This is a genomic window from Anabaena sp. TISTR 8404, from assembly GCF_056847745.1.
Genome location: NZ_CP180578.1, coordinates 1,872,520 through 1,894,053, shown reverse-complemented (window position 1 = coordinate 1,894,053; position 21,534 = coordinate 1,872,520). Strand labels below are relative to the sequence as shown.

General features: G+C 41.9%; 20 protein-coding genes and 1 pseudogene. 8 read left to right on the top strand and 13 right to left on the bottom strand.

Annotated elements, in window-relative coordinates; all coding sequences use genetic code 11:
* The first annotated feature begins 90 nt into the window (after window positions 1-90).
* Entirely contained in the window at window positions 91-555 is a 465-nt protein-coding gene (locus ACMX3D_RS08175; protein ID WP_482750926.1) for a CYTH domain-containing protein, read from the top strand.
* Between the two features lie 149 nt (window positions 556-704).
* Here the strand turns inward: ACMX3D_RS08175 and ACMX3D_RS08170 are convergent, their stop codons facing one another.
* Both ACMX3D_RS08170 and ACMX3D_RS08165 read right to left on the bottom strand, forming a co-directional pair.
* The gene (locus ACMX3D_RS08170; RefSeq protein ID WP_482750925.1) at window positions 705-1,001 is read right to left on the bottom strand and encodes a putative quinol monooxygenase; all 297 of its coding nucleotides are present in this window, start codon (window positions 999-1,001) and stop codon (window positions 705-707) included.
* 26 nt (window positions 1,002-1,027) lie between these two features.
* Complete coding sequence (locus ACMX3D_RS08165; RefSeq protein WP_482750924.1) at window positions 1,028-1,723, bottom strand: type 1 glutamine amidotransferase domain-containing protein; 696 nt, start codon at window positions 1,721-1,723, stop codon at window positions 1,028-1,030.
* 115 nt (window positions 1,724-1,838) lie between these two features.
* Here ACMX3D_RS08165 and ACMX3D_RS08160 point away from each other — a divergent pair, with 115 nt between their 5' ends.
* A complete protein-coding gene (locus ACMX3D_RS08160; protein ID WP_482750923.1) occupies window positions 1,839-2,735 on the top strand; it encodes a LysR family transcriptional regulator in 897 nt (298 codons plus the stop codon).
* A gap of 19 nt (window positions 2,736-2,754) precedes the next feature.
* On the opposite strand, the gene ACMX3D_RS08155 is transcribed toward ACMX3D_RS08160, so the two are convergent.
* Window positions 2,755-3,339 (bottom strand): Uma2 family endonuclease, encoded by a 585-nt coding sequence (locus ACMX3D_RS08155; protein ID WP_482750922.1) that lies wholly within the window; start codon window positions 3,337-3,339, stop codon window positions 2,755-2,757.
* A 215-nt stretch (window positions 3,340-3,554) separates the two neighbouring features.
* The gene (locus ACMX3D_RS08150; protein ID WP_482750921.1) at window positions 3,555-4,664 is read right to left on the bottom strand and encodes a type I restriction endonuclease; all 1,110 of its coding nucleotides are present in this window, start codon (window positions 4,662-4,664) and stop codon (window positions 3,555-3,557) included.
* Window positions 4,665-4,990: 326 nt separating this feature from the next.
* Between ACMX3D_RS08150 and bioU the strand changes: the two genes are divergently transcribed.
* Window positions 4,991-6,001 carry a (S)-8-amino-7-oxononanoate synthase BioU gene (gene bioU, locus ACMX3D_RS08145; protein ID WP_482750920.1) on the top strand — a complete coding sequence of 337 codons (1,011 nt, stop codon included), beginning with the start codon at window positions 4,991-4,993 and terminating at the stop codon, window positions 5,999-6,001.
* Between the two features lie 14 nt (window positions 6,002-6,015).
* Here bioU and ACMX3D_RS08140 read toward each other — a convergent pair whose 3' ends face one another.
* The 4 genes and pseudogenes from ACMX3D_RS08140 to ACMX3D_RS08125 form a co-directional block, all read right to left on the bottom strand.
* Window positions 6,016-6,567, bottom strand: a complete 552-nt coding sequence (locus ACMX3D_RS08140) for a hypothetical protein (protein WP_482750919.1) — start codon at window positions 6,565-6,567, stop codon at window positions 6,016-6,018.
* A gap of 58 nt (window positions 6,568-6,625) precedes the next feature.
* Window positions 6,626-7,849, bottom strand: coding sequence for a type II secretion system F family protein (locus ACMX3D_RS08135; protein WP_482750918.1), 1,224 nt, complete (start codon window positions 7,847-7,849; stop codon window positions 6,626-6,628).
* Window positions 7,850-7,945: 96 nt separating this feature from the next.
* Window positions 7,946-9,073 (bottom strand): annotated as a pseudogene (locus ACMX3D_RS08130) (type IV pilus twitching motility protein PilT); the annotation flags it as partial.
* Between the two features lie 56 nt (window positions 9,074-9,129).
* Window positions 9,130-11,142 (bottom strand): GspE/PulE family protein, encoded by a 2,013-nt coding sequence (locus ACMX3D_RS08125; RefSeq protein ID WP_482750917.1) that lies wholly within the window; start codon window positions 11,140-11,142, stop codon window positions 9,130-9,132.
* 297 nt (window positions 11,143-11,439) lie between these two features.
* Between ACMX3D_RS08125 and grpE the strand changes: the two genes are divergently transcribed.
* From grpE to rsgA, 5 genes are all read left to right on the top strand, one after another.
* Window positions 11,440-12,189, top strand: coding sequence for a nucleotide exchange factor GrpE (gene grpE / locus ACMX3D_RS08120; RefSeq protein ID WP_482750916.1), 750 nt, complete (start codon window positions 11,440-11,442; stop codon window positions 12,187-12,189).
* A gap of 212 nt (window positions 12,190-12,401) precedes the next feature.
* Window positions 12,402-14,363 carry a molecular chaperone DnaK gene (gene dnaK, locus ACMX3D_RS08115; protein WP_482750915.1) on the top strand — a complete coding sequence of 654 codons (1,962 nt, stop codon included), beginning with the start codon at window positions 12,402-12,404 and terminating at the stop codon, window positions 14,361-14,363.
* Between the two features lie 468 nt (window positions 14,364-14,831).
* Window positions 14,832-15,962, top strand: a complete 1,131-nt coding sequence (dnaJ, locus tag ACMX3D_RS08110) for a molecular chaperone DnaJ (RefSeq protein WP_482750914.1) — start codon at window positions 14,832-14,834, stop codon at window positions 15,960-15,962.
* Complete coding sequence (locus ACMX3D_RS08105) at window positions 15,962-16,219, top strand: sulfurtransferase TusA family protein (protein WP_482750913.1); 258 nt, start codon at window positions 15,962-15,964, stop codon at window positions 16,217-16,219. The genes dnaJ and ACMX3D_RS08105 overlap by 1 nt, the downstream gene beginning before the upstream one ends.
* On the top strand, window positions 16,219-17,289 hold the full coding sequence (rsgA, locus tag ACMX3D_RS08100; RefSeq protein WP_482752302.1) for a small ribosomal subunit biogenesis GTPase RsgA: 1,071 nt from the start codon (window positions 16,219-16,221) through the stop codon (window positions 17,287-17,289). Before ACMX3D_RS08105 ends, rsgA begins: the two co-directional genes overlap by 1 nt.
* 153 nt (window positions 17,290-17,442) lie before the next feature.
* Here the strand turns inward: rsgA and ACMX3D_RS08095 are convergent, their stop codons facing one another.
* The 5 genes from ACMX3D_RS08095 to yidD all read right to left on the bottom strand — a co-directional run bounded on the left by ACMX3D_RS08095 (window position 17,443) and on the right by yidD (window position 21,516).
* Window positions 17,443-18,231 (bottom strand): ABC transporter permease, encoded by a 789-nt coding sequence (locus ACMX3D_RS08095; RefSeq protein WP_482750912.1) that lies wholly within the window; start codon window positions 18,229-18,231, stop codon window positions 17,443-17,445.
* Between the two features lie 10 nt (window positions 18,232-18,241).
* Window positions 18,242-18,403, bottom strand: coding sequence for a hypothetical protein (locus ACMX3D_RS08090; protein WP_482750911.1), 162 nt, complete (start codon window positions 18,401-18,403; stop codon window positions 18,242-18,244).
* A 17-nt stretch (window positions 18,404-18,420) separates the two neighbouring features.
* On the bottom strand, window positions 18,421-19,401 hold the full coding sequence (locus ACMX3D_RS08085) for an ABC transporter ATP-binding protein (protein WP_482750910.1): 981 nt from the start codon (window positions 19,399-19,401) through the stop codon (window positions 18,421-18,423).
* Window positions 19,402-19,556: 155 nt separating this feature from the next.
* Window positions 19,557-21,200, bottom strand: coding sequence for an ABC1 kinase family protein (locus ACMX3D_RS08080; RefSeq protein ID WP_482750909.1), 1,644 nt, complete (start codon window positions 21,198-21,200; stop codon window positions 19,557-19,559).
* Between the two features lie 31 nt (window positions 21,201-21,231).
* Window positions 21,232-21,516, bottom strand: coding sequence for a membrane protein insertion efficiency factor YidD (gene yidD, locus ACMX3D_RS08075; RefSeq protein WP_482750908.1), 285 nt, complete (start codon window positions 21,514-21,516; stop codon window positions 21,232-21,234).
* Window positions 21,517-21,534: the final 18 nt, after the last annotated feature.

Here is a 21,534-nt window from a genome sequence, read left to right as displayed (position 1 = left end):
CGCACCGCCCAGATATCAAGATGGTGTGTTGCGTTATGCGACAACACACCCTACTTCTGTTGGAAGTTTAATTAGGTTGAATTACTTAATATGGCAAAAGAAATAGAACGAAAATTTTTAGTTAAAGGAGATGGTTGGAGACAATTAGGTGCAGGTAGTGTGTATCGTCAAGGATATATTGCTACTCAAAATGCAGTTACAGTTAGAGTTCGCATCGCTAACAACCGAGGTTATATAACAATTAAAAGCCCCAGTGTGAATTATTCTCGGTCTGAATTTGAGTACGAAATTCCGGTTGCTGATGCGCAAGAAATGTTAGATACATTGTGCGATCGCCCATTAATTGAAAAAGTGCGATACAAAGTAGAATGGGCTGGTTTAATTTGGGAAATTGATGAATTTGATGGTGATAATAAAGGATTGATATTGGCAGAAGTTGAACTAACTGATGAACAACAACAAGTTGAATTACCAGAATGGATTGGAGAAGAAGTTTCTACTGACAGCAAGTACTTCAATAGTAATTTAGCAAAATTTCCCTTTTCAAAATGGTAAATTTTGCTAAATTTTAATTTGTAAAATCAGCTTCAGGAGACTGAGTTGAAGAACGAAACCCAACCTCCGAAAAATTTGTTATTGTTGGATTTCATTCCTTTTCATTCAATCTAATTTGATTTAGCTTGATCCATCTTGATACAAGAAGATTAAGCAGTAGTAAAATGCCAAAACTCAACTATGGGTGGTTCAACCAGCAATGTTAATAATTCATCAAGTGCGCCTGTTTCCTGTCGCCATTGAATATACTGCTGTTGGGCTAAACAAGAATCCCATCCCTGAATAAGAACTATTGCTTGCGGGTTATCTGCCTGGATAAACGTATTACTGTAGCGGCATCCCTCATACTGACGAGTAATTGGTAAAGCACGCGAGAGATGCTGGAGTGTTTGGTCACGATCCTTGGCTGTCAGTCGAATCGTGACAGTAATCGGTTCGTTATTCATATCAATCTCTTCTTTCGCTGGAATTTTTACACCACTGCTTTTAAATTTGCATTTGTTAATAGCGTCACCATCTGCTCTGCTACACCCGCAGCTGATGCTGGATTTTGACCTGTAACCAAGCGATCGCATACTACCACTTTTGCCTGAAAGTTTGGTGCTTTCTCTAGTGTTGCTCCCCGTTCAATCAGCTTAGATTCCAGTAGAAAAGGAACTACTTCTGTTAAATCAACGGCTGCTTCTTCTTCATTGGTGAAAGCGGATACTACCTTTCCAGCGACCAAATAACTTTGATCTGAGAGTTGAATATTAATTAATCCGGCGGGGCCGTGACAAACTGCGCCGACAATACCCCCTTGCTCATAAATTTTTGCCGCAATCTGAGCAAGTTCAATATCATCTGGAAAGTCCCACATTGTGCCATGTCCACCTGCATAAAAAATTGCATCATATTCAGATGCGTTAACTTCAGTTGGATGCAGTGTATTTTCAACTTGTGCCATCTTGTTGGGATTATTTAAAAATTCCACATTTAGCGGATCACTCAAATCCATTCCAATCATCGGCGCTTTCCCACCGTTGGGACTGACATACTCGACAGTTAACCCAGCACTATCAAATACTGCAACTGGATGGCTAACTTCTGGAAGATAAAATCCGGTTTCTTTTCCAGTGTTGCCCAACTTGTCATGACTGGTTAAAACGATGAGAACTTTTTTAGACATGAAATTACTCCCAGTTGTGGCAGAAATTACTATGTATTAGCCTGATAGTTTCATGCTAAGGGCAACTTATCTAAAATACAAATTATGAAAATTACAGTTATCTATAAATTAATTTATGGTTAATCTGGAGTGGTATCGCAGTTTTGTTGAGGTCTATCGTGTTGGGACAACTTCCCGTGCAGCGGAGATATTACATCTAACTCAGCCGGCTATTAGTCAGCATATTGCAGCCTTAGAATCTGCATTAGGTGTGGTGTTATTTCAACGAATGCCGCGTCGGATGCTGCCAACAGAAGCAGGAAAGCGATTGTATACTCGTGTTGTAGTGGCAATTGAAACCCTTGAATCTATTCCTACAAAAGTATCTATATCAGATGCACCATTGCTGCTACGATTAGGTACACCAACCGAGTTTTTTAGCGAATATGTTTTGAAAAAACTGCCGAAAGTTAGTGAAATTTTATTTGCAACTCGCTTTGGATTAGTGCAAGACTTAATTGAGCAACTGCTAACTAACCAAATTGATTGTGCGATCGCTACGCAAAAAATTGTCAAACCAGAGATTGAATATCAACTAATTTTTGAAGAAAGTTTTTGGCTGGTCGGCCCTCCAAATATTAATATTCCCCTATCTCAAGATGTAATGCAGGCTGATTTAACAGCTTTAGAACAATGGCTCAAATCAAAACCTTGGATTGCTTATAGCGAAGATTTACCGATTATTCGACGGTTCTGGCGAGTGATTTTTGGTCGCCGATTGGATGTGAATCCCCAAGTGGTGATTCCAGATTTACGCAGTATTCGAGAAGCGATTTCTCAAGGACTCGGTTACAGTGTATTACCAGACTACCTTTGTACAGACTGGATTCGAGATAATCGATTAACTTTGATTCTCAAACCAATCAAAGCCGTGACAAATCAAATTTGGTTAGCCTATCGTAAAGCAGAACGACAATCTCAATCAGTGACTTTGTTACTTGACTGGCTAGGAGTGTATGGTGAAGCGAAGTAGTGAGTATCACCCTAATTGCCTATACATTTTCGGTTGCTTCGGCTTCAAACTCAACTTGTCGGTATAAATCAGCGATCGCTATTTCTACATTCACCGATTCTAGTAGCAATGTGTCGCCCAAATTATAATCCGACAATACCCATTTTCCCTGTTCGTTGCGGTGAAATACTTCCACACTTGGTTGTGCTACTTGTACTAAGACATATTCTTGCAAAGTTGGAGATTGACGATATGCAGCAAACTTCTTTCCCCGATCGGCTGCTTCCGTTGAAGGTGACAGCACTTCAATAATTAAGCAAGGAAATTGTATTAATTGTGGATCATCATCGCGCTCATCGCAAGTCACCACCACATCAGGATAAAAATACTTCTGTCCCGGTTCTACCTGCACCTTCACATCTACAATGTAGACTTCGCAGGTGCGATCGGCTAGAGCATCATCTAAAATTTTGAAGAAATTTCCAGAGACTCGATTATGGTTGCGTGTCCCACCACTCATTGCTACAACTTCACCATCCCAATATTCGTAGCGTTGTTCTTGGGTGGGTTCCCAAGTCAGATATTCCTCAGCACTCATTAAAATGCGATCGGGTAAAGCAACCATCGTTGAATCGGGGAATGATTTACTTTTCTACTTTTCTAGGATAGCGAAAAAGGTCTTTCTTTTTTGAGGATTTGGTGCGATCGCCTAGACACTAATTTTTCAATAGCGATCGCTCTTGACTCTACAGTACTATTACCTAAGCCATAGTCTTTGCTTTAACAAGTCTCAGTTTGAAGGATAACTTGAGAAATGCGATCACTATTTTGGTTTATTACTCACGCAGCTTGGGGACGTTCATAAGCAACTACAATTGCCTTGAATTTATCAGCGTACTTATAAATATCATTCAGATTTTCTATAGAAACTTTATCCGAAATTTTATTGCTGTTTGCATCTATTGAGAATATTTCTAATTTCTTAGATTTAGGGTTGTTAAAATACAAACGGACAATTGGTCTTGAACTATTACCATCTAACAGAATATTACAGTAGTTAATTGTATCTTTATATGTTATTCTTGTTGGTTCTATTAGCTGACATAAAATCGACTTAAGAATATAATAACCTTCACGCTCATCCTCGGTAAATTCAGGCTGTTTAGTTGCCTGTTCTGTTTCTATTTCTGGTTCTGGTTCCGTTTTTATAGTTTCCTGCTTGGGTTTAGAGCGCCCTGAGGCTTCGTCTAAAAGAGTTTCAATTTCCTCTCGAATAAATTCTTTAATAGCTCTTTGCGTATACCCAATAAACTCGTCTTTTAATTGCCCTACAAACTTATTTTCAGGACATAAATCTTTGAAGAAGTATTTAACAAACTCATCATTAGGTTCTTCCACTTGCTTTTTAAGTAGCGCTTTTATACCACCAACATACTTCAATTCTGACGCAGATGTAATCGCTTCATCAATATTAAATGCTGATTTCGTTAATTTAGCTACTTCCCGAATTGCTGACTCATTCAAATTGAGTAAGTCTAATTCTAAAAATGGAGTTTTATCCATCTTATTAGGCTTTTCTAAATCAGCATAAAATTTGTATATTACCCCATCTGTTAGTACACCAATGCGGGCTTCAGTCGCCATAAAATATGCAAACAACTGACTCCACTCGCGATCATTTTTAAAGTCAGTACCATAGCGTTTGCACTCAATCAGAATAGCGGGTTGACCATTTTGGAATATGGCATAATCTAGTTTGTAATTTGTGGAAGCCCCTACATTCGCATCATACTCAGGCATCACTTCATTCGGGTTAAAGGCATCATACCCTAAGATTTGCTGAATAAAAGGCATGATGAGAAAGTGCTTTGTAGCTTCCTCAGTTTTGATACTTCCTAATTTTGCAGGGATTGTAGATGCAAAGGCTCTGACTTGATCAACAAAATCCATGATTGCAATACTCCAAGATTATGGCAATGTGGGCTGTAATGTTATAGTTCACACAAAATATTGAGAAATAACAGAATTTTGAATTACAGCCATGATTTACGCCAATGTTCTTAAACTTGTTAGTCGTGGCGTTCCTTGTGAGACAATATCGCGTAAAATTTTGCTCAAGCCTGAATCACTCAGAAATAATTTCTCGTGAAAAAATTGATCTGGCTGGAGAAGAAACCAGGATAATAAAGCATAATTAACCTTTATAGCTTTGAGCGATCGCCATCAGCCAAGATGGTTCAGACTCAAAGCTTTTGATTCAACTTAAGTAATTGACTATGAGTACAGAAAATCTCAATATTGTGCCAGCGTTACGGGTAGGAGTACTGGGTTTTGGTGGACTCGGACAAGCAGCCGCCAAGGTACTTGCTGGTAAACGAGAAATGACTTTAGTAGCAGTAGCAGATCAAAAAGGCTATGCTTACGCTGCTGAAGGTTTAAATTTTAAAGATTGCATTGCCATTTATCAGTCGCAAGGTTCTGTAGGTTATTTAGAACCAGTCGGGACATTAACAAACAACAGTATTCAAGATTTAATTGATACCGATCAACCTGTAGATGGGTACTTTTTAGCTTTACCCAACCTACCCAACGATTTTATTCCTTCCGTAGCGCGACAGTTTATTCAATCTGGTTGGCGTGGTGTGTTAGTAGATGCAATTAAGCGTACCAGTGCGGTAGAACAGTTAATTGCTATGAAAGACGAATTACAAGCCGCAGGTATTACCTACATGACAGGATGTGGTGCAACACCAGGACTGTTAACTGCGGCTGCTGCTTTAGCCGCCCAAAGCTACGCCGAAATTCACAAAGTCGAGATTACCTTTGGTGTAGGTATTGCTAACTGGGAAGCTTACCGCGCCACCGTGCGAGAAGATATCGGTCACATGCCTGGTTATACTGTAGAAACTGCACGGGCAATGACTGACGCAGAGGTAGAAGCATTATTAGATAAAACCAATGGCGTGCTAACCTTAGAAAACATGGAACACGCCGATGATGTGATGTTAGAGTTAGCAGGGATAGTAGATCGCGATCGCGTGACTGTTGGTGGTGTAGTTGATACACGCAATCCTAAAAAGCCCCTCAGCACAAACGTTAAAGTCACAGGGCGCACTTTTGAAGGGAAGATTTCTACCCATACTTTTACATTAGGCGATGAAACCAGCATGGCAGCAAATGTCTGCGGCCCGGCTTTTGGTTATCTCAAAGCTGGTATGCAACTTCATAAACGTGGCATTTACGGCATATTCACCGCTGCTGAAATCATGCCTCAATTTGTGAAATAAAAGGCTGCTAGAGGTTAGGGACTAGCCTCTAGTCCCTCTTCCTCTCGTCGTTCTTCTTCCAACAAATATGTTTGCATCACAAATGGCAATTCTGCACCTATAAGACCTCGTTGAATGCGTTCTGATGTTTCACTAAACACGACAAACAACGGATATATTGTATTTGCTCCTTCACTTAATATATGACTATGACGAGGAGGCATTAACCATTCATAGTCTTGATCTAACCAGACTTGGGTTTGTCGCCAACGCCCCAACAAATCAGAAAAGTCTTCATGGGGACGATGAATAAATATTAAAATTTCGGCTCCAGTTTTAATTTTCCATTCTGGATCGCACATTAAAATTGCCACATCACAGGGTAGACAACTGGCCTGTGGAGTTTCTGAAACAGTATTACGCAGGCGAACAATAGGCAGAGGAATAGTGATAACACTTTCATCAGGACGACGCAAACTAGGAATCATTTCTAGATATGGTCGGTGTTGTTTAAGTAGAGCGATCGCCGCTTGATGATTGCTATACTCTGCCAAGCTGGCCTCATAATGAGATTTTTGTACAGGCATAATTTTATAAAGTATGAAGTGTGAAGGATGAAGGATGAAATTCATCCTTCATCCTTGTTTATCCCAGCTTTTCAAATACTTTGAATAGTGGCAAATACATCGACATCAAAATAGTACCAACCATACTTCCTAAAACCAAAATCATAATTGGTTCTAGAACACTAGTTAGGGCTTTTACCGCTTGCTCAACTTCATCTTCATAGAAATCGGCAACTTTCATTAACATCCCATCTAATTCTCCAGTTTCTTCCCCAATACTAATCATTTGAATTGCCATTGAAGGAAAGACATTCGCTTTTTGTAAAGCAAGGCTAATCATCCCGCCTTGTTGAATCTCTAAACGTGCAGCATCGATGGCATTAGCAATTACTTGATTTCCTGATGTATCTCGGACAATTTCTAAAGAAGTCAAAATTGGTACACCTGAACGAGTCAAAGAACCAAAAGTCCGGCTAAATCTAGCTACGGAAGATTTTTGAATCAAATCACCAAACAAAGGCATTTTGAGAGATAAGCGATCGATAGTTTCTTTGCCGACGCGGGTTTTGTAATATTGTGTATATGCAATTCTAGCTGCTACAAAAGCCCCAATGAGAATCAAAGATTTCCAACTTCTTAATATTTCACTACATGTCATCAAGAATTGCGTTAAAGGAGGTAATTCTGTACCTATTTCTGTGAAGATTTTGGCAAAAATAGGTAAGAGAAAAACGGTCATCCCGATAAAGATAGTAACAGCTATAAAACCTACCACAACTGGATAAGCTAGTGCTGACTTAATTTGGTTTTGTAACCTGGCTACATCCTCTAATAATTTAGCTAAGCGATTGAGTACTTCATCCAAAACACCACCAACTTCGCCTGCTTGAATCATACTGACATACAAACCATCAAAACAATCAGGATGCTTACGCATTGCATCAGAAAGATTGACACCGCTTTGTACATCATTACTAATATCAACTAGCGCTTGTTTCATTTTAGGATTGGTACACTGATCAGACAGCACCCCTAAACCTCTGACAATTGCTACTCCGGCATTCACCAAGGTAGCAAGTTGCCGAGAAAAAACCGCTTTTTCTTTAATTGGAACCTTAACAAAGGAATTCTTAATTTTTTTCAAGTCAAGGCTGGCTCCAAAGCCTTGAGATTGTTTGAGTTCTTGGACTAAAAAACCTTTATCTCTGAGATTAGTCCGGGCTTGTGCTAAAGATTCAGCAACAACTGTTTCTTTTCGAGATTTTCCCTGAGCATCCCGAATGCGGGCGACGAAGGTTGGCATAGATAAATAAATTCAAAATTCAAAATTTTAAATTTAGTTAATAGTCAATACTTGTTTTGACTATTAACTATTACCGTTCTGATTCCAGATGAAATTTTAGTGAGCTTTAGCAACTCCAGCCCCAGGTTTTGCTGCCGTTGGCGGCGTTGCAGCACCAATAAGACGTTGAATTTCATCTGGTTTAGAAGTCTTAGACATTGCTGCTTCAAAAGAAATTGTTCCAGCTTTGTAATAATCTGCTAAAACTTTTTCTAGAGTTTGCATTCCCAATTTGCCGCCAGTTTGAATAGCTGAGTAAATTTGCGAAGTTTTGCCTTCTCTAATTAAGTTGGAAATAGCAGGAGTAACTATGAGAATTTCTTGAGCCATGACTCGACCGTACTCACCTGGTTTGGGGTTTTTCTTTGGTACTAAAGTTTGGCTAAATACTGCTACTAGGGAGTTAGATAACTGCACCCGCACCTGAGTTTGTCTTTCATGAGGGAAAACGTCAATAATCCGGTCAACTGTTTGGGCGGCTGAACTAGTGTGTAGTGTTCCAAATACCAAGTGTCCGGTTTCTGCTGCCGAAATCGCCAAAGAAATCGTTTCTAAATCCCGCATTTCCCCCACCAGAATAATATCTGGGTCTTCCCGTAGGGCTGCTTTCAAGGCGTTAGCAAAGCTTTTTGTATCTTCACCAAGTTGTCGTTGGTGAACCAAGCTTTTTACTGGTTCGTAAACAAATTCAATCGGGTCTTCCACCGTCAATATATGCTCTGCCTTGGTGCGGTTAATCAAGTCGATAATGGCTGCTAGAGTAGTTGTTTTACCAGAACCTGTAGGGCCTGTCACCAAAATTAAACCCCTCGGCTTATCTGCCATTTCCCGCACTACATCTGGCAGACCCAATTTTTCAAAGTTGGGAATCTTAGAACTTAATGCCCGTAAACACGCAGCGTAGGCTCCACGTTCTTTATAAACGTTCACCCGAAAACGAGCCAAACCTTTTACGCCATAAGAACAATCTAACTCCCAGGTTTGTTCTAGAGTTTTACGCTGGGTATTGTTGAGCATACTAAAGATTAATCTTTGGCATTGATCGGCTGTCAATACTTGGTCGCCAATAGGTGTAAGTTTGCCACTAATACGGAAGTAGGGAGGCAAACCTGCGGATAAGTGCATATCTGAACCACCCATTTCAATCATTTGCTCCATCAAGTCTTCAATCATCATTTCCATAGTTCTGCTTCCTTTTTGTTATTTGTTATTTGTCTTGACTAATGACCATTGACTCTTGATTAATCTTGAAATCTGGGTGTCATACAGTAGGGACAATCTAGCCATTCTGGTTGTAGTTCGGCACTGCAAGTTCGACAAGTTAGACCGCTCTTGCGTTTGGCTTTTAACTCTGCTTCTAAACCTGTATCGGTAAATGTCACCCGATCAACTTCTTCTAAGGTGGTGGCTCCTTGACGCACTAAATCTAAGCTGTAGGCCAACAAGGTTTTCATGCCTTCTTCAACAGCAACTTCTTTAATACGTTCTGTGGGTGCTTCTTGGTTGATCAGGGTTTGTAGGTTTTCAGTGACGCGCATCACTTCATAAACACCACAACGTCCTTTGTAGCCAACACCATTACATGCTGGGCAAACATGATTTTTAGCTTTGGCTTCTGCTAAGGCTTCGGCAGTCAAAGTATTAGCTTTATAGAAAGTCAGTTCTACATCTTGGGAAGCAGATAAACCATAGCGAGCTAGTTCTTCTGGTGTGGGAGTATAAGGAATGCGACAGTCTGAACACACACGCCGCACCAAGCGTTGTGCCAACACACCAATTAAGGAACTAGAAACCATGAATGGCTCAATACCCATTTCTCCCAAACGAGCGATCGCACCAGGAGCATCGTTAGTGTGTAAGGTAGTTAATACTAAGTGACCTGTTAAGGCAGCTTCAATCGCTGTTTTGGCGGTTTCTTTATCTCGCGTTTCACCTACTAGCAACACGTCTGGGTCTTGCCGCAAAAAAGCCCGCAGTGCGGTGGCAAAATCCAATCCTTTTTCTCGAATTACCTGTACTTGAGTAATCCCTGGCAAACTATACTCAATCGGGTCTTCAACAGTACTGATATTAATTCCAGGTGAGTTCTTCTCTGCTAATGCTGAATACAACGAGGTTGTTTTACCAGAACCTGTTGGCCCAGTCACCAAAATTAGACCAAAGGGACGACTGACCATCTCCTGGACAATTCCTAAAGTTTCCGGATCGGTGATTAACTTATTCAATCCCAATTGGGTAGACGAGTTATCCAAAATCCGCAGTACGACCTTCTCCCCGTAGCGACTGGGCAAGGTATTCACACGGAAGTCTACCTTTCTACCTTCAAACATCCGACGAATGCGTCCGTCTTGGGGTAAACGTCGTTCGGCAATATCTAAACTGGCGATAATTTTAAATCGGGCTGTGACAGCCGCAATAATTTTTTTCGGTAAAGGGTCAAAAGCTTCACGCAATACACCATCCTTACGAAAACGAATGCGTAAGTTTTCTTCTTGCGGTTCGACGTGAATATCTGAAACTTTCTCGTGCAAAGCCTTCGCGAGAATTCTATTCACCAAGTTGATGACTGGAGCATCTTCTGCACCCTTCATCGCTGCTCCCAAGTCAGCTTCCATTTCATCAGGAGCATCAGCTATATCGAGATTGCCGAGATTTTCTAAATCTTGATTGATATCTGTAAACTTTTCTTGTTCCAGATGTTTTTGCTTGACAGCCATCTCATCCAAATATTGGTTGATGAGCTGTTGATAATCTTCCTGAGTGATCACCATGCGCTGCAATGCTAAACCTTGGGGGCGCAAGATGCGATTGAGATCATCAGAAGCTTCTAAGTTATCTGGATCGACCATCGCCACTAAAACGCTGGGTGGGTTTTGGTCTTCACTTTTCGATAGCGGTACTAGGCGATGGCGACGACAAATATCTACTGGAATGAGGGTTTCAATTAAGCTTCCGACATTTGTACTGCCAATGTTGTTGACTTCCGGATCGAGAGATTCAACGCCGTATAGTATTTTAAGTTCAAATAACTGTTGTTTTTTATACTGTCTAAGAAATTCAGGTGATAGTTGTCGCCCAGTGATCGACTCCAGCACTTCCGTCAAGGGCCTGCCAGATTTGCGACTTTCAATCAGTGCCTGTCTCATCTGTTCGCTATTAACATAGCCAGATTGCACTAGCTTACTGCCGAATGGCGAAAACTCTGTTCGCGTCGTGAGAGCGGTACTGCGCCGTTGCGGGGACGATTGAGTCATAGGTGAGCAATTAGTAGGGGAAAACCTCTGCTTAGAGTATTCCCAAGCAACGGCACAGAAATTTCATTTAAACTTAATAAAATTCCGAATGAAGTATGAAGTATAAATTTCAGACTTCACACTTCACACTTCACCCTTCACCCTTTATCGTTCGGGTTCCCGTCCTCAGAGTGTATACGCTAAGATGTTCACCATTTGTCACAATAAGATGACGGTGGCATCACTTTCAGAACAATGTTGGCAATAAAATCTACCTTTGCGGTGATTTATTGTCCTCAACAGTATCTGGAATAGACAATGATGGACGAAAATAAACAGGTAAACAATACAAGCCAGCAATTGGGTGAACCAACAGAGGTAAAGCAAGACATGATGAGCGACTCCCCAGCCCAAATAAACTCCAACGAATCTGGCAGCGAAGTTACTGAGCAAGTGGCAGCCACAAGCAATGTATCAGGAGATACGGCTGCGCTCAATCAAGAAGATGGCTTCGCTGCAACCGACAAAACACAAACAGATACAGCCGCTTTGACAGAATTGACTCAACAAATTGAGTCTCTCAAGGCACAGGTAGAAGAACGTAGTACTCAGTACATGCGGATTGCAGCAGATTTTGAAAATTACCGCAAACGTACTAGCAAAGAAAAAGAAGAGCTAGACGCACAAGTGAAGCGGAACACGATTATGGAATTGTTGCCAGTGGTTGATAATTTTGAGCGGGCGCGAGCGCACCTCAAACCTCAAACCGATGGCGAGATGACAATTCACAAAAGTTATCAAGGAGTTTATAAACAATTAGTGGATTGTCTGAAACGCTTGGGAGTATCACCGATGCGTCCTGAAGGTGAACAGTTCGACCCCAACCTGCATGAAGCAGTAATGCGCGAACCTACGGATGAACATCCGGAAGGAACAGTGTTAGAAGAGTTAGTACGCGGATATTATATAGGCGATCGCGTGCTACGTCATGCAATGGTCAAGGTGGCTGCTCCTAAGGAGGATACACCGTCTGCACAAGAAGATCAGTCAAGTCCAGCCAACAGTTAATCTGTAGTTGCTCGCCTTACTTCAAGTAAAAAGTTAAAAGTAAAAAGTAAAAACAAACAAATCTTGCTTTTAACTTTTGACTTTTGATTTTAATTTCCTAGAAGGAAGGATGTAAGGGTGTCCAAGTTTTCACCTACACCCTTACGCTTGATTTCTCGCCCGCAGATATCCCGTACATCACGGCAAAAGCATTCAGTACAAATACTGTAAGTATGGGAAAAGTTATTGGGATCGACTTAGGCACGACTAACAGTTGCGTCGCAGTTTTGGAAGGTGGTCAACCGATTGTCATTGCCAATTCTGAAGGCGGAAGAACCACTCCTAGTATTGTAGGATTTGGCAAGGGTGGCGATCGCTTGGTCGGTCAGCTGGCAAAACGCCAAGCCGTAACCAATGCCGAAAATACAGTCTACAGTATCAAGCGATTCATCGGCCGACGTTGGGAAGATACGGAAGAAGAACGCGATCGCGTTCCTTACAATTGCGTCAAAGGCCGAGATGAAACTGTTGATGTTCACATTCGTGGCAAAAACTACACACCACAAGAAATCTCTGCCATGATTCTGCAAAAACTCAAGCAGGACGCGGAAAATTTTTTGGGTGAATCTGTCACACAAGCAGTAATTACCGTACCAGCATATTTCACCGATGCCCAAAGGCAAGCAACTAAAGATGCTGGGACAATTGCTGGTCTAGAAGTATTACGCATCATCAACGAACCAACGGCGGCGGCTTTAGCTTTTGGGTTAGATAAGCAAGACCAAGAACAACTAATTCTCGTTTTTGACTTGGGCGGCGGTACGTTTGACGTATCGATTCTGCAACTAGGTGATGGAGTTTTTGAAGTCAAGGCCACCAGTGGTAACAATCAACTTGGTGGTGATGACTTCGATAACTGTATTGTGCGCTGGATGATTGAACGCTTCCTAGAACAAGAAAAAATTAACCTCGCCCAAGATAAGATGGCTTTGCAGCGTCTGCGGGAAGCAGCAGAAAAAGCCAAAATAGAACTTTCCAGCATGGCCAGTACTTCAATCAACTTGCCGTTTATTACCGCTGACGCATCCGGCCCAAAGCATTTAGAAATGGAACTCAGCCGCTCTAAATTTGAGGAACTAGCAGCGCATTTGATTGAGGCTACTATCGAACCGATGATTCAATCCCTCAAGGATGCTGATCTCAAACCCCAAAACATTGACCGGATTATTTTAGTCGGTGGTTCTACGCGCATTCCCGCAGTTCAAAATGCTTTAATTAAATTTTTTAATGGCAAAACTCCTGATCGCTCCATTAACCCTGATGAAGCTGTAGCACTGGGAGCCGCTATTCAAGCGGGAGTTCTTGGTGGTGAAGTTGATAATCTTTTGTTATTGGATGTCACTCCCTTATCTTTGGGGATTGAAACTCTGGGCGAAGTCTTCACCAAAATTATCGAACGTAACACCACAATTCCCACCAGCAAGTCCCAAGTGTTTTCCACTGCGATTGATGGACAGACTTCGGTCGAAATTCACGTTCTCCAGGGAGAACGGGCAATGGCACGGGATAATAAAAGTCTAGGTAAGTTTTTATTGGCAGGGATTCCTCCGGCGCCCCGTGGTGTACCCCAAATCGAAGTTTCTTTTGAAATCGATGTTAACGGTATCCTCAAGGTTGCTGCTCAAGATAAAGGTACAGGTAGAGAGCAAAGCATTCGGATTACCAATACTGGTGGTTTGAGTGCTAACGAAGTCGAACGGATGCGCCAAGAAGCTGAGGTGTTTGCGGAAGAAGATAAAAAACGCAAGGAATTCGTTGAACTCAAAAACCAAGCAGATAATCTTGTCATCAGTTACGAATCCACCTTGAAGGATAATGCCAACTTTATTGGCGAACAGATGAAAACTTTAGCTAATGAAAAACTTGTCCAACTTCAAGCTGTGATGACTAACCCTGGGATTTCTCTGCAAGAATTTCAAAATTGCTTAGATGACTTCCAGCAAACGCTGTTTGCGATCGGTGCTGATGTTTACAACCGCGCTAACGGTCAAAGTACCGATGAAGTTGAAGCAGGTTCAGAACCAGTATTAACATCAGAATCAGAAACGCCCATGAATGGAACTGTCATCCCACAGTTCAATTTTGATTTTGATGAGGAAATGACCGCACAAGCTGATTACGAAGCGATAGACTAAATGATGAAGTGTGAAGTATGAAGTATGAAGTTTAAACCTGAAATACTTTGTTCTTTATTCTGAACTTCTGTCTTACTACAGATGCGATTTATTACAAATGGGGGGTTTTCCACACCTAATGGTGCGGTTAGCCCCTCTAGTTCATGAGCAGGGTTTTTCGCTGACACGTAGCACAATTGTAAAAGAGACAGCCAACTCGACAGCCAGAGATTTTAGCATCTGCTAACTCTGTTGTTAACTTTCGTTAGTCCTTGTCGTCTCACACGTAACAGCAAATTTTGCTCAACATTTGCTGGTGATTTTTATAAAAGGTAAAAGGTACAATCTATTATTAATAAAAATTAATCTATGCCTTCTGCCTTAAAAAAGTGCTGAGTGCTGAGTGCTGAGTAAAACAGTCTAGTATTTAGTCCCTAGCCTCTAGTGTCTAGCCTCTAGTTCCTACCTTCTATCTTTTACCTTTGCTATATGGCCCGCGACTATTACGAAATTCTGGGTGTCTCTCGTGACGCCGACAAAGAAGAAATCAAACAAGCCTATCGCCGTTTAGCCCGGAAGTATCACCCAGATGTGAACAAAGAACCGGGTGCGGAAGAGCGGTTTAAAGAAATTAACCGCGCTTATGAGGTACTCTCAGAGCCAGAAACCCGTGCGCGTTATGATCGCTTTGGCCCAGAAGGTGTTTCCGGTGCTGGTGTTGGTTTTCAAGATATGGGCGATATGGGTGGTTTTGCCGATATCTTTGAAAGCATTTTCAGCGGCTTTGCTGGTGGCGGTATGGGCGGACAGACAGCGCAAAGACGGCGCAGTGGCCCAGTACGGGGTGATGATTTACGGCTAGACCTGAAGTTAGATTTCCGAGAAGCAGTATTTGGTGGTGAAAAAGAAATTCGCATTTCTCACCTAGAAACTTGTGAAGCTTGTAGTGGTTCAGGTGCAAAACCAGGAACTCGTCCACGAACCTGTTCAACTTGTAGTGGTTCTGGTCAAGTGCGGCGAGTAACAAGAACACCTTTTGGTAGTTTCACGCAAGTTTCTACTTGCCCAACTTGTAACGGTACGGGTTCGGTAATTGAAGATAAATGTGATTCTTGTGATGGTAAGGGAACAAATCAAATCACCAAGAAACTCAAAATTACCATTCCGGCTGGGGTAGATAACGGTACACGCTTACGGATATCCCAAGAAGGTGATGCGGGACAACGTGGTGGCCCGCCAGGAGATTTGTACGTTTATTTATTTGTCAACGAAGATGAAGAATTCCAGCGCGATGGAATTAATGTTCTGTCGGAAATCAAAGTTAGTTACTTACAAGCGATTTTAGGCTGTCGCTTGGAAGTCAATACGGTAGATGGGCCAGTGGAATTAATTATTCCACCAGGAACTCAGCCTAATACGGTAATGAAGCTAGAAAATCGCGGCGTACCTCGCTTAGGTAATCCGGTAAGTCGGGGAGATCATCTACTAACAGTGTTAATTGATATCCCCACCAAGATAACTCCAGAGGAGAGAGAATTGCTAGAAAAACTGGCTAAAATTAAAGGCGATCGCACTGGTAAAGGCGGTCTTGAAGGATTCTTGGGAAATTTGTTTAAGTAATGAGTCTATCTTCTGTATCTACTCCTGATGCTCAACTCGACTTGCGCGGCACTCCTTGCCCGATTAATTTCGTGCGGACAAAACTCCGCCTGGAAAAAATGTCGCCAGGAAGTTTGTTGGAAGTATGGCTCGACCCAGGAGAACCAATTGAGCAAGTTCCTGATAGCTTGACTATGGCAGGTTATCAGGTAGAGCAAATTACAGACTGTACTGGATATTTTTCTTTGTTAGTTCGTCGTCCGGCCGCTAACCAATGATAACTGTTGCCACTACTGGACAGTTAATCGGTACAGTCTTGGCTGTACAAGCAAATTTTTATCGCGTACAGCTAGATCAAGATGATAAGCAGAAAGATTCTACTCATCTCCCCATTCTTCTGTGTACTCGCAGAACGCGATTGAAAAAAATTGGCCAACAGGTGATGGTGGGCGATCGCGTCGTGGTGGAAGAACCAGATTGGGCTGGGGGACGCGGTGCGATCGCCGAAGTTTTACCCCGCACTGGGCAATTGGATCGACCTGCGATCGCTAATGTCAACCAGATTATGCTGGTATTTGCTGTTGCTGATCCACCTTTGGAACCTTACCAGTTAAGTCGGTTTTTAGTGAAAGCTGAGTCTACTGGCTGGGATGTGGTGCTGTGTTTGAATAAATGTGATTTAATCTCACCCCAAGAACAGCAAGAAATTAGCGATCGCCTCTTGGTTTGGGGTTATCAACCGTTATTTATCAGTGTTCAAAATAATATTAATATCGACCAAGTAGTTAGCCATCTGGGTCATAAAACTACTGTAATTGCTGGGCCTTCTGGTGTCGGTAAATCCAGCTTAATTAACGCCCTGATACCCGATGTGAATCTGCGAGTTGGGGAAATTTCTGGTAAACTTGCCCGTGGTCGCCATACAACTCGCCACGTAGAATTATTTGAATTACCTGATGGTGGTTTGTTGGCTGATACACCTGGCTTTAATCAACCTGACTTAGATTATCAACCAGAAGAATTAGTACATTATTTCCCTGAAGCACGAAAGCTACTAGAGGTTGCTAACTGCCGATTTAGCGATTGTTTGCATCGAGACGAACCGGATTGTGTTGTGCGGGGAGATTGGGAACGCTATGAACATTATTTAGAGTTTTTGGATGAAGCGATCGCTAGGCAAACTCAATTAAACCAACAAGCCGATCCAGAATCAACCTTAAAATTAAAAACCAAAGGTAAAGGCCAAAGTAAATACGAACCCAAGCTAGAAAGTAAAAAATATCGTCGAGTTTCTCGTAAAACCCAACTGCAAGCATTACAGGATTTATATCAAGATAGCGAAGAATAAACTGCTTGTAAAAGTCTCAATTTCTTCTTTGCGCGGCAGTTGCTTCAAGTCGGCAAAGCCGACGACAGTTGCTACAACGGAGGGAACCTCCGCAACGCACTGTCTCCCCAACGCACTGCCTTGCCTCTGCGTCTTTGCGTGAGACCAAAAATATCATGCACCCATCCCAGAATACCGCTTTAATCCTGCTCGCCACAACAAACGATTCGCACCCAGAAATATCATTATCCAACCAATCATACATAAAAATCCCTGCACTATATCTACAGGTAGCCCCACCAAAATACTTGCGGGAAAATTAATTAAATAGGGAAACGGCGTAAATAAAACAATATTACGGATATTTTCGGGAAACACATTTAAAGGGGCAACCATCCCAGATAAAAATAAAAAGAACAATAACCAGAAATTTTCTAAAGCACTAGCCCGTTCTGTCCAAAAAGCTAACACTGCAAAGGTGTACTGAATTACAAATCGTAAGATAAATGCTAGTACTACCGCTAACGTAAATAGAAACACTTGACCTAAACTCGGCAACCAAAACGCCTGGGGATACAGCACGAAAAACAAACCAATTAACAGTATTGCAAATGGTATGCGAGCAACTCTCTCAGAAAGATGGGCTGCAACGTGATGCCATACAGGATCTAATGGTTGTAATAGCCTAGGCGACAGCTTACCCTCTACTACTTCTTTTTCAAATTCCCAAATTACCCAAACAACCGTAATTTGCCTTACCACAAAAACTGTCATAAAGTAACGGGCAAAATCTACAGGTGTCAAACCAAACTTTCCGCCTTGCGCCGCTTGTATCCAAACACCCATGAGGATGATTGGCAAAGACCCAGCCAAAACCCATAAAATTAGTTCTGCCCGATACTCCATCATATAGGCGTAGTATACAGAAAGAAAGGTTAGGATTTTTTTCATAATTTTTTTCATTTGTCAATAATTATTTGTCATTTGTTAGTCTCTGAGTTACCAAGTTACTCATCTCTTTTTCCCAGCAACGCCAGTTACTACAACGCGGCGGCACTTCCTTCAAGTCGGCGAAGCCGCCCAACGGAGTGCCTTGGAAACCCGCGCAACGCACTGGCTCCTCAGCACTCAGCACTCAGCACTCAGCACTTTTTATACAACTCCAGCCTGAAAGACTTTTCCGATTACTTCTTCTACAGGCGGTTCTGTTACTTTTAAATCGATGACTTCTAAATCTGACAAAATCTGAGACACTGTACGGGTAAGTGCTTCTTGCTGCACCATAAAGCACACTGCTCGCCCATCTAAATGTTGCACATCCCCATAAGACTTGAGTGTTTCTTTGGGTAATGGTTGAGCTAACTCTACATGAACTTCCCGGTATGGTGCGAAGCGTTCTAACAGTCCATCTAAACTACCGTCATACATCAGATGTCCTTGGTGAATTAACAGCACCCTATTGCACAAAGCGGTAATATCTGCCATGTAGTGGCTAGTTAATAATATTGTTGCCTGATAACGCTGATTGTAGTCGCGCAGAAAATCACGTACTGCTACCTGAGCATTAACATCTAGTCCCAGAGTTGGTTCATCAAGAAACAATACTTGCGGACGGTGTAACAGTGCTGCTAACAGTTCTGCTTTCATCCGTTCACCTAAAGATAGCTTACGTACTGGTTGAGTAAGCTTTCCTTGCAGGTTCAGCATCTCTGTTAATTCTCTGACGCGTGCGTAAAATTCTTTATCAGAGATGTTGTACACAGCAGCATTAATCTTTAAAGAGTCTAGTGCTGGTAAGTCCCAGATTAACTGCTGTTTTTGCCCCATCACCAAGGTAATCTTTTGCAAAAATGCTTCTTGGCGCATAAATGGGACGTGTCCAGCTACCCTAACTGTTCCACTGCTGGGATGAACTAAACCAGTGAGCATTTTGAGTGTGGTAGTTTTTCCAGCACCATTTGGGCCTAAAAACCCTACTACTTCTCCTGGAGCAATTTCAAAAGAAACATTCTCTACAGCTTTAACTGTACGGTAGGTGCGGCGGAAAAAGTGGGTAATTGTCCCAGCGATACCCGGTTCTTTGACAGCCACCGGATAAAATTTACTTAAATTTTCAGCAAAGATTGTTGACATAAAATTTATCGTAAAACCTTTCTGGGACGCGATGTATCTCTAATAAATCATCTGCGTGCATCTGCGTGCATCTGCGGTTTCAAAATATTAAATCTATATCGCCGGCTATAAGTATTATGAATTGAACTGGTAAATTCTAGGTAAAGCCATCAGGTTTAACGTAAACGCCCCGATCGCAATATACTGATAATTAACCACAATCCCAACAAACTTGCGGCAGCAAATAACACACTGCTTAAAAACGACAATTGTGCTGTCTGTGCTTTGGTGGAAATAATTGCTGCCCCCATAATCAGTGAACCCACCAAAATACTAAAAGATAAACGATTGGCGGCATCGTCCATTGTGCGGCGTACACCATCTAAACCATGCAGAGATAAATTCCAACGTAAAGTTTCTGATGTTACACGGTCTAGTAACAGTTCAATTTGTCGGGGTGATTGTAATGATAAACTTTTTAAGTCGAGGGCTGTACGTAAAAGCGATCGCACCGGATTATCGCCCACTAATTGCCGTCGAAACAAGTCTGTCATTAACGGCTTAACTTCATCAAACAAATTAATCTCTGGATTAAAGGCACGGGCAACACCTTCTAAGTTAGCCAGGGTTTTAGCATACAAACCCATATTGCTTGGCAATCTAATTTTATTGTTGCGGGCAACTTGTAAAATTTCATAAATCACTTGACTGAAATTCATGTTCGTCAAGCTGACATTGTGATACTTTCGCAACATGCGATCGTAATCATTTTCCAGTCGTGCCACAATTACAGGTTGAGCCGAATCTGCTAGTTGCAAAGTTAACTGAGCGCATCTGCCAGCATCTAAATCTACGATCGCCAACAACATCTCTGTTAAAATCTGCTGAGTGCGGGGATCAAGTCTGCCAACCATACCACAATCTAACAGTGCCACTCTACCATCTTGCAGATAAAACAAATTTCCCGGATGGGGATCGGCGTGGAAAAACCCATCAATATATAACTGTTGGAAAAATGCCCGAAATAATAAAGTAGTTATGGCTTTACGTTCTGCCGCTACGTCTTTACCGTTATCACTTTTAAGTTTTGCCGACAAGAAGGGAACTCCTTCTAGCCACTCCATCACCAACAACTTTTCGGAAGTTAAATTCCAGTAAACTTCGGCCACTACAATTTGTTTTGGATCAAACCAGCGACCTTTAGATAAATTCCGCCGTAGTTGGTCTGTAAACCCAGCTTCTCGTGTAAAATCTAACTCTGCCTCTAAAGCTTTGGTAAATTCTTCGGCAATAGACTTAATTTCGTAAGTTTGCCCAAAGTCAGTACGGGCAACTAAATCAGCAATTCCTTGAATTAAAGCAATATCTTGGGCAATTGTAGTATCAATTCCGGGACGTTGTACTTTCAGCGCGACTTCCCGACCATCTGCTAAAGTAGCGCGATGAGTTTGGGCAATTGATCCCGCTGCTACTGGGACTGGATTAATTTTTTGAAAAACTTCTTCTAGGGGACGTTTTAGCTGTTTGCGAATCACTACCTCTATTTCTGTCCAGGGAACTGGTGGGACTTCATCTTGCAGTGTTGACAGTTCCTCAATGTAGGCGGCGCTGAGTAAATCTGGACGAGTAGATAACAACTGACCAAGCTTGATATAAACAGGCCCCAAATCTACCAAAATATTTTTTAACACCGCTGGAGTGGGTAGCTGGGGTTCATCGGTTTTGCCACCAGTCAGCAACCTTCGCATATAATCCCAGCCATTGCGAAGCACTACTTCAATAATTTCACGTTGACGAGGAACAGTTTGAGTTAGGAACATTTTGGTAAACCACTGCAAGGAAGCAGAGAAGTTAAAGGGGTAGACAACAGGGAATTACAATACAGCCAGAGCTATTTTTAGTTAAAGTTTTACTGGCTAAAGCACAGTCTTGAAATCTTTTTTGGGATGATTTTACAACTTCTATTAAGCTTTGTTCCGTTAACATTCTTTTAATGTAAGTGGAACAAGATTCTCCTTTATGTAATTGACGATGGGGGCAAGAAAAGCCTTTATAGGGAGAAATATATTTTTGATAAGCGGAGATGGAGTTAATCGCCATTGTCTTAGCCAGAGGCTCAAAGCTGAGGGTAGTCATAACTGTCAGTAAAAACAA